General features: G+C 67.9%; 8 protein-coding genes. 2 read left to right on the top strand and 6 right to left on the bottom strand.

Annotated elements, in window-relative coordinates; translation table 11 throughout:
* The 4 genes from NN4_RS10765 to rimP form a co-directional block, all read right to left on the bottom strand.
* Positions 1-350: translation initiation factor IF-2 N-terminal domain-containing protein (locus NN4_RS10765; protein WP_246180814.1), on the bottom strand; the 350-nt coding region annotated here is incomplete at its 3' end.
* Between the two features lie 110 nt (positions 351-460).
* Entirely contained in the window at positions 461-820 is a 360-nt protein-coding gene (locus NN4_RS10760) for a YlxR family protein (protein ID WP_228541408.1), read from the bottom strand.
* 68 nt (positions 821-888) lie between these two features.
* The gene (nusA, locus tag NN4_RS10755) at positions 889-1,920 is read right to left on the bottom strand and encodes a transcription termination factor NusA (RefSeq protein WP_135232339.1); all 1,032 of its coding nucleotides are present in this window, start codon (positions 1,918-1,920) and stop codon (positions 889-891) included.
* Entirely contained in the window at positions 1,917-2,591 is a 675-nt protein-coding gene (gene rimP, locus NN4_RS10750; protein WP_147129774.1) for a ribosome maturation factor RimP, read from the bottom strand. The genes nusA and rimP overlap by 4 nt, the downstream gene beginning before the upstream one ends.
* Before the next feature lie 228 nt (positions 2,592-2,819).
* Here rimP and NN4_RS10745 point away from each other — a divergent pair, with 228 nt between their 5' ends.
* Both NN4_RS10745 and NN4_RS10740 read left to right on the top strand, forming a co-directional pair.
* Positions 2,820-3,425: a hypothetical protein gene (locus tag NN4_RS10745; protein WP_308633307.1), complete on the top strand. Its 606-nt coding sequence runs from the start codon at positions 2,820-2,822 to the stop codon at positions 3,423-3,425.
* On the top strand, positions 3,422-3,856 hold the full coding sequence (locus NN4_RS10740; protein ID WP_147129773.1) for a ferritin-like domain-containing protein: 435 nt from the start codon (positions 3,422-3,424) through the stop codon (positions 3,854-3,856). Before NN4_RS10745 ends, NN4_RS10740 begins: the two co-directional genes overlap by 4 nt.
* Positions 3,857-3,914: 58 nt before the next feature.
* On the opposite strand, the gene NN4_RS10735 is transcribed toward NN4_RS10740, so the two are convergent.
* Both NN4_RS10735 and NN4_RS10730 read right to left on the bottom strand, forming a co-directional pair.
* The gene (locus NN4_RS10735; RefSeq protein ID WP_147129772.1) at positions 3,915-5,666 is read right to left on the bottom strand and encodes an acyl-CoA dehydrogenase family protein; all 1,752 of its coding nucleotides are present in this window, start codon (positions 5,664-5,666) and stop codon (positions 3,915-3,917) included.
* A 1,497-nt stretch (positions 5,667-7,163) separates the two neighbouring features.
* Complete coding sequence (locus NN4_RS10730; protein WP_147129771.1) at positions 7,164-8,921, bottom strand: proline--tRNA ligase; 1,758 nt, start codon at positions 8,919-8,921, stop codon at positions 7,164-7,166.
* Positions 8,922-8,956 lie beyond the last annotated feature (35 nt).

The raw sequence follows: 8,956 nt of genomic DNA, 5'->3' as shown, positions 1-8,956 counted from the left end.
GGTCCCTCGCTGGTCCGCGGGGCGCTGGCCTCACGGACGGTTTCCTGAGCCGCTGCGGCCGGGGCGGGCGCGGGAGCCGGCGGACGGGGACCCGGACGCGGGCCGCCTCCTGCGGGCTTCGCGGCCGGACGGGCCGACGAGGACGGGCCGGGGCGTGATCCCGACTTGTTGCCGTTCGCGGGGGCTGATTTCGTTGCGAACGACTCACGCAGTCGACGCGCGACGGGAGCTTCCACCGTCGAGGACGCCGACTTCACAAACTCGCCCTGCTCCTTGAGCGTTGCGAGTAGTTCCTTGCTTGTGACACCGAGCTCTTTAGCCAACTCGTGCACGCGGGCCTTGCCTGCCACTGCTCTCCTCACTGAGAGGTCGAGCAGGTGCTCCCGTTGTTCAGGGACGGGGCCCGCACGACCTCGGGTTATCTCCGATGGACGTTCATCGTTGGTGCTTCACGGTGTGCTCATGAGTGCTCGTGCCTGTTCTCGAGGTACTGCTCCAGGGCTGAGATATCCAGATTTCCGGACACTCTTAGTGCTCTGCCGAATGCTCGGCGCCGTTCTGCCGCGGTCAGACAAGCCGAGACGGGGTGCAACCAGGCACCCCGTCCGGGAAGTCTGCGCCGCGGATCAGGAACAATCGCGACGGAGTGGGCACCGTTTCCGGTATCCGATTCCCGTGCCACGATCCGCAACAGATCGGCGGCCAACTCGCGCTTCCGGCATCCGATACAGGTCCGAATCGGTTGCGCGTGCTGAACCTGTGTCCACTCTACCGCCGACCCGGTCGGATCAACGAACCGCTCCCCCGCGGAAGTTACCAACATGTCATCCCGACGGTCCGATTCCCGACCCGTCCCGTCCAACGGACGGTGCGCCGCGTCGGTTCCGGTCAACTGCGGTGGGCCTCGGTCCGCACCGAGCCGCCGCCCATGTCAGGGGCGGCATCGCTGCGGATATCGATCCGCCAGCCGGTCAGCCGGGCGGCCAGACGGGCGTTCTGCCCCTCCTTGCCGATGGCCAGCGAGAGCTGGAAATCGGGCACCACGACTCGCGCGGCGCGCGCCTCCGGATCGACAATGGTGACCGACACCACTTTCGATGGCGAGAGCGCATTGCCGACAAACGTCGCCGGATCCTCGGCGTAATCGATGATGTCGATCTTCTCGCCGGCCAGCTCGCTCATCACATTGCGCACGCGCTGGCCCATCGGCCCGATGCAGGCGCCCTTGGCGTTCACCCCGGACACGGTGCTGCGCACCGCGATCTTGGAGCGGTGCCCGGCCTCGCGCGCCACCGCGACGATTTCGACGGAGCCGTCGGCGATCTCGGGCACCTCGAGCGCGAACAGCCGCCGCACCAGATTCGGATGCGTGCGCGACAGCGTGATCTGCGGGCCGCGCGGACCACGCGAGACACCGACGACGTAACACTTGATCCGGTCGCCGTGCTCGTAGGTCTCCCCCGGCACCTGCTCGGCGGGCGGGATCAGACCCTCCGTGCCGTGCAACTCGCTGCCGATGCGCACCACGATGGTGCCGCGGGCGTTGGCTCTCGCGTCGCGCTGCACCACGCCGCCGACGATGTCGCCCTCGTGCGTGGAGAACTCGCCGAAGGACTTCTCGTTCTCGGCGTCCCGCAGCCGCTGCAGCACCACCTGGCGCGCGGTGGTCGCCGCGATCCGGCCGAAACCCTCTGGGGTGTCGTCCCATTCGGAGACCATGTTGCCGTCGGCGTCCAGCTCGCGCGCCATCACCCGGACCGTTCCGGTCTTCTGGTTGATGTCGATGCGCGCGTTGGGCTGGTGGCCCTCGGTGTGCCGGTAAGCGGTGAGCAGCGCCGACTCGATCGCGGAGATCACGGTCTCGATCGAGATTCCCTTGTCGGCGACGATCGCACGCAGGGCTTCGATTTCGATGTTCATTCCACGATCCCTTCGGTCGGCGAATCGGACGCTGGTATTGATTCGGGTAGTAATGGTGTTGATCCTCGAACATCCGCGGCGTCGACCGCCGGCACGTCGTCTTCTTGACCAGGGACCGGGCGGCCGGGGACCACGCCGCCGGCCAGCTCCAATTCCCTGGCGCCCGGCTTGGCGAACTCGACCTGCACCACCGCCTCGGCGATATCGGCTACCGGAATCCGCACCCGGTGCGGCTTGTGTTTGCCGCCGAGTACCAGGGCCACTGTATCGCCGCTGAGCTCGCCGACCCTGGCCTCGAACTTCGCCGAGCCATCCGGCTCGGGGGCCTGCGCGCCCTCGCGCAGGTGGACGCGCACCTTCCGCCCGCGCGCGCGACGCCAGTGCCGGTCGGCGGTGAGCGGGCGGTCCACGCCCGGTGTGGTGACTTCCAACAGGTATGGGGTTTCCCCGAAATCGCCTGCCTCGTCCAGCAACTCCGAAAGCTCGGTGCTGAGAGCGGCGATGGTGTCCAGATCGGAAGGGCCGTCGCTGTCGACGATCACCTTCAGTCGAGCCTGCGCGTCCGCATGCTTGCCGGTCGTCGAAATATCGACGCCCTCGAGGTCGAATCCTCGGCGTTCGACGAGTCCAGCTATCAGCTGGCTCAGCCTTTCCTCGGTCGGCATCGGCATATGGGGCGGCTCCTGGTTCAGTTGTGACGGCGGTCGGAATTTCTTCTACCGAGGGTCTAGCGTAACGCGCCCAGAGAGTGTAAAGGACCATCGGGCAGGCACTACGCGCGCCACGACGCGGGTGCGCGACGGCGGCAGCGAAGCGTAACCGCACCGACCCGCGGCAGCCCAAGATCGAACACCGATGCCTGGTCCGGTGGCCCCTCGCGAATCTGGCACGATGGTGCCGTGCCTATCCGCCTTCCCGCGCAGCCGAGCGCTGCGCGCACCTCCGGCATCCCGTCCGACCGGCACGATTCCCGGTTCACCATGGGCCGCCGCAGCATGTTACGGCTTGCCGGTGGCGGCACGGCCGGCCTGTTCGCGCTCGGCGCGGCCGCGGGCTGCGGCACCGAGGACAAGGTGTACGAGCCGGATCCGCTTGCCGCCCAAGAGGTTCTGGCCCGAGCCGATGCCGCGGCGGCGACCGCGGCCATCGCGCTGGCGCCGCAGCGGCACGGTGCGCTGACCGCGATCGCGGCCGAAAGGACCGCGCACGCAGACGCTTTGAAGGCCGAGATCGATCGGGTGATCGGCGTCTACGGCGACGGCACCAAGCCGGTCCACCGCACCCGCGCGAACGGTCCCGGCCAGCCCGCGGACCCGGCCGCGGTGGGCTCCGGTACGGCCGTGCCGCCGACCACGCCGCCGACCGTGGACGCGCTACGCGCTCAGCTCGCCAAGTCACGGCAGTCGGCCGCCGAACTGGCGCGCACCCAGTCGGGGTACCGGGCCGGGCTGCTCGCGTCGATCAGCGCGGCCTGCGCGGCTCAGGCGGGGGTGTTGCTCGCATGACCGAAGCCGAACGTCGAGCTCTGCTCGATGCGCTGAACGCCGAGTACGGCGCCGTGTACGCCTACGGGGTGATCGCCGCGTACGCCTCCGCCGAACGCGGCCGACTGGTCGCCGAGACCACCGCCGCCCATCGTGCGCGTCGGGACAGCACCATCGACGCCCTGAAGGCGGGCGGTGCCACCGCGCCCCCGCCGAGCGCCGCCTACACCGTTCCGTTCGCCGTCAACGACCCGATTCCGGCCGCCCGGCTGGCGGCGACGGTCGAGAACGACACCGCCGTCGCCTGGCGCTCGGTGGTCGAGCGCGCCGACACCGAGCCCGTGCGCCGGTTGGGCATTGATGCGCTCACCGAATGCGCGGTGCGCCTTGCCACTTGGCAGGCGATCCTGGGTACCAATCCGCCGACGGTGGCCTTCCCCGGCAAAGTCTGACTCGGCAAAAGGCCGGTCCCGCAGTGTTCGCGGGACCGGCCTTTGCGGAATTCTCAGCCTACGGGCGCATCTCGTACGCACCGTCGTACGACGCCACCTCGGCCCAGACGCGGTCGAAGCGGGCCCGGTCGGCGACCGGCGGACGCAACGCCGAAGCGGCCCAACCCTGTTGGTCGGGGGTGGCGGACGGCTTGCCGTAGAGGGTGGTGGCGTAAGTGTTGAAGTCACGGATCTGGAAGTCGAAGATCTGGTCGAGCAGATCGCGGTCCAGGCCGGTGATGGCGGCCTGCTCCAGGATCAGCTGGCCGTAGACCACCAGGGAGAACAGGTGGCCGATGGTCAGCATGAAGTCCAGGTCCTTCTGCTGGTCGCCGCTCGGTGCCGCGGTGGTCAGCAGCGTGCGCAGTGCTTGGGCCTGCTCGAAGAAGCGGCCGACGTTGGGGATGTCCGCGTGCTTCGCGTACGCGGGCGTCCAGTCGGCGAACTGCACCTTGCCCGCGCCGCGGGCCGGGCCCTGACGCCAGAAGAACTCGTCGTCGGCGGCGTCCCGGCGGGTGCCGATCTCCGGGTACTCCTTCGGGTTGAACAGGTAGTTCGGCATGAACTTCAGGATCTGCCCGACGTTCACGTGCACGGTGCCCTCGAGCCGGGGCAGCGTGTTGATCAGCCGCGCCACCTCAGCGAAGTAGGTGTTCTTCTCGAAGCCCTTGGCCGCGAGCACATCCAGCAGCAGCGTCATCACGGTCTCGCCCTCGGAGGTCACCTTGGACTTCGTCATCGGGTTGAACAGCAGGTAGCGCCGGTCCTCCAGGCTCGCGCTGCGGAAGTAGTCGACGGCGCGGTCGCTGAACAGCTTCATCGCCACGATGCGGGCGTAGGCGTCGACGAAATTCGTTCGCACATGCGGGAACTCGGTGACCGGGTTGCCGTAGAGGATGCGGTTGTTCGCGTGCGTGATCGCCTCGTAGAAGGAGTGCTCGACCATGCCGATGCCGCCGTGACAGAGGTTGAACTTGCCCACGTTGACGGTGTTCAGCGCCGCCGAGAACGCCTCGGGTCCGGTGTGCAGGATGTCCTGCGCGCGCACCGGGTAGTTCTCCAGACGGAACGTGCTGACGTACATCTGCTGGTGCACGACATTGCCGAGCAGCCGGTAGTTCTCGTGCCGACTGTCCGCGGCGAACCACACGTAGCCGTCCGCGCCCTCGACGTCCGCGCGCCGCGAGAACACCGAAACCATGCTCGCCACATTGCCGTTGCCGATGTAGTACTTCTCACCGTTGGCGCGGAACAGGATGCCCGCCTCGGCGTCGTCGCTGCCCGGTGCGCTCGGGGTCAGCACCAGGTCGGTGTTGTAGATGTCGGCGCCGTGCTCGCGCTCGGAGAGCCCGAACGCCATCACCTGGCCCTCGGCCAGGTCGGCGGCCGCCCGCTTCTTGGCTTCCTCGTTGTCGCTCTGCCAGATCGGGCCGAGTCCGAGGATGGTCACCTGCTCGGCGTACCAGTACGCCAGACCGTAGAAGCCGAAGATCTCCGACAGCGCCGCGTTGCGCGCCGCATCCCAGCGCCGGTTCTCGTCACCATCGGCATAGGCGGCCGGCGTCAGGAAGGTGGCGAACAGCTTCTCCTTCGCGACGAAGTCCAGGAACTCCGCCGTCCACACCGCGTCCGCGTCGTCGGCGAGCAGCTGGCGCTTGCCCCGCCCCTCGAACCACTCGATCGTCGCCCGCAACAGCCGCCGGGTCTCGGCATCGAACTGCTTCGGGTCGTAAGTGGCCGGGTTGAACAACAACGGATCGGTGCTCGTCATGCCGTTAACTTACCAGCGGGTAACAGCACGCCGGAGCAGGTCTGCCCAACGTCACACAGCAAATCTCGCCTACGCTCCCGTAGGTCGCCTCCCCCGCCCCATCCCATCAAGATCCGCACCCTCTCTCGTGGCCTGCACCCCTACGGATACCCGAATGCGCACGGATCCCGGGGGAGGGCGCACATCAGCCCACCGCAGCCCACGGTGCGTGATCAACGGGACACAACGGCGCCCCCACTCACACCCGCACGCTCCCATGTCCCATCGGCCATGCCCAAAACCACCCAACGGGACATAACGACGGCCCCACTCACACTTCCCCGCCGCCATGTCCCATTGGCCATACCCAGCACCACCCGGCGGGACATCACGGCGGCCCCACTCACACCTTGACGGCCCCGTGTCCCGCGGATCTCGCACCGGCACCCTCAACCCGCGTCTACGCCCCAGTGCAGGTGCCAATCCCTCGCCAACGGAACCACCGACCAGCAATTAACACCTCACTCATGATCAACGAGACACGACGCCGGCTTCCCCGCCCATGTCCCATGCCGACCACCACCCCAAAATCACGGGACATGACCGCGCCCCGGCAAACACCCCGCCCCATGTCCCATCGGCCATACCCAGCACCACAGGGCGGGACATGACGACGGCCCCAGTCACACTTCCCCGCCGCTATGTCCCATCGGCCATGCCCAACACCACCCGGCGGGACATAACGGCGGCCCTACTCACGCTTCTCCGCCCTCATGTCCCACCGGCTACCACCCACCCTGTCCAGCGGGACATGACCGCGGGCCACTCGCACTCCATCGGACCCAGCCCGGCCTAACCGCGGTTGTCCCGACCGACCGCTGCGGCCACGCCCTTTGGACCGCCCACTTCCTGTTTACCGCCCACTCCGCTTGGAACGCCCACTTCCCGCGGACCGGTCCCGCTCCTCGAAGAATCCCGAAAACAGCACCACAGCCAGTCCTCACGCCGGGACCTTCACCCTGCCCATCCCAAGCCGCGGAAGAGAAAGCCGGGAACCCCAACCCACGCGCCCAGCACTATCCGGGCATCCCACAAACAGTCATCAACCCCGAGCAAGCACACCCGAGAAGTCCTGAGCAGACACCACTGAACAGGTACACCAACAAACCCTGGCAAAGGCGCACCTCCCCAGGCACAACCAAAACTCCCCGAGTGAGCAGTCCAGTGAGCTGAAGACCCACCCAGGTTTTCCCGTGAGTAGTGCTGAGCACGCCGCCTGCCGTACCCGGCCTACCTCCGCAGTCAGTCACGCGACGTGAAGTTCCAGCGTGGTCATCTGGCTGTGGTTGCGTTCCAAACTCTCCAGGCGAGGTGAAACCTCTTGGTCGGCAGGGGTCTCACCCTCTTACAGTGGCTGGACGCCCTGTGACAGGTAGGGACGCTCTGTGGGTTGGGGTGAAAGTAAACAGCGCGGCCCCGATGGGTATCCATCGGGGCCGCGCTGGTCGAGGTGGTGGGTCAGCCGCGGACCCTGGCGACTACCGCAGCGACGGCGGAGTCGGCGGGGAGATCCTCGGCTTCGCCGGTGAAGCGGTCGCGGAGTTCGACCTTGCCTTCGGCCCAGCCGCGGCCGACGACGAGGACCAGGGGCATGCCGAGCAGTTCGGCGTCCTTGAACTTGACGCCGGGGGAAGCGGTGCGGTCGTCGAAGAGGACGTCGAGGCCTTGGGCGTTGAGGCCGGCCACGACTTCTTCGGCGCCGGCGCGGGCCGCCTCGTCCTTGTTCGCGATGACGACGTGCACGTCGTAGGGCGCGATCTCGGCGGGCCAGCGCAGGCCCTTCTCGTCGTGCTGCTGCTCGGCGATCACCGCGACCATGCGGGAGACGCCGACGCCGTAGGAGCCCATGGTCAGGCGCACCGGCTTGCCGTTCTCGCCGAGCACGTCGACGTCGAAGGCGTTGGTGTACTTCTGGCCGAGCTGGAAGATGTGGCCGATCTCGATGCCGCGCGACGCGACCAACGGGCCGCGGCCGTCGGGCGACGGGTCGCCGTCGCGGACCTCGGCGGCCTCGATGGTGCCGTCCGGGGTGAAGTCCCGGCCTGCGACGAGGCCGACGACGTGCTTGCCCGGCGCGTCCGCACCGGTGATCCACGCGGTGCCGGTGACCACGCGGGGATCGACCAGGTAGCGAACACCATTGGCCTGCAATGCCTTCGGCCCGATGTAGCCCTTCACCAGGAACGGGTTCGCGGTGAAGTCGGCCTCGGTGAGCAACTCGACCTCGGCGGGCTCGACGGAGGCACCGAGGCGCTTGTCGTCGACCTCGCGGTCGCCGGGGATGCCGACGCCGACGATCTCGGCCTTGCCGTCCGGGTGGCGCAGCTTGACCATGATGTTCTTCAGGGTGTCGGCCGCGGTGACCGGGCGACCGAACTGCTCGGCGATCCCGGCGCCGTTGGCCCAGTCGACGAGCGTCGCGATGGTGGGAGTATTCGGGGTGTCGTGCACGACCGCTTCGGGCTGTCCCTCGATCGGCAGCGGCTCGGGCGCGGGCGTGATCACAGCCTCCACGTTCGCCGCGTAACCGGATTCGACACAGCGCACATACGTGTCCTCGCCGACCGGGCTGTCGGCCAGGAACTCCTCGGACGCGCTGCCGCCCATCGCGCCGGAGGTGGCCGCCACGATGACGTACTTCACCTGCAACCGGTCGAAGATCCGCTGGTACGTTTCGCGATGCGCGTCGTAGCTCGCCTTCAGGCCGTCCTCGTCCAGGTCGAACGAGTACGAGTCCTTCATGATGAACTCGCGCCCGCGCAGGATGCCTGCGCGCGGCCGCTCCTCGTCGCGGTACTTGTTCTGGATCTGGTACAGGGTGACCGGCAGGTCCTTGTACGAGTTGTATTCGCCCTTCACGGTGAGTGCGAACAGTTCCTCGTGCGTCGGGCCGAGCAGGTAGTCCGCGCCCTTGCGGTCCTGCAGACGGAACAGGCTGTCGCCGTACTCGGTCCACCGGTTGGTGGTCTCGTACGGGTCGCGCGGCAGCAGCGCGGGCAGCGAGATCTCCTGGGCGCCCATCGCGTCCATCTCCTCGCGCACCACGTTCTCGACCCGGCGCAGCACTCGCAGGCCCAGCGGCAGCCAGGAGTAGACGCCCGGCGCGACGCGTCGCACGTATCCGGCGCGGACGAGCAGTTTGTGGCTGGGCACCTCGGCGTCGGCGGGATCGTCGCGCAGGGTACGCAGGAAAAGGCGAGAGAGGCGGGTGATCACGGATGCACAGGGTAGTCGCTGGCGCGACGCTGCTC

Origin of the sequence: Nocardia ninae NBRC 108245, from assembly GCF_007990755.1 — a bacterium.
In the GTDB taxonomy this organism is placed as follows: domain Bacteria; phylum Actinomycetota; class Actinomycetes; order Mycobacteriales; family Mycobacteriaceae; genus Nocardia; species Nocardia ninae.
Note: the sequence above shows the minus strand (reverse complement) of the source record. Positions and strands in the feature narration are given on the sequence as shown.

Coding starts and splice junctions, on each gene's coding strand:
- nusA (WP_135232339.1), bottom strand. CDS start 1,920: ATGAACATCGAAATCGAAGCCCTGCGTGCGATCGTCGCCGACAAGGGA.
- rimP (WP_147129774.1), bottom strand. CDS start 2,591: ATGCCGATGCCGACCGAGGAAAGGCTGAGCCAGCTGATAGCTGGACTC.
- NN4_RS10740 (WP_147129773.1), top strand. CDS start 3,422: ATGACCGAAGCCGAACGTCGAGCTCTGCTCGATGCGCTGAACGCCGAG.
- NN4_RS10735 (WP_147129772.1), bottom strand. CDS start 5,666: ATGACGAGCACCGATCCGTTGTTGTTCAACCCGGCCACTTACGACCCG.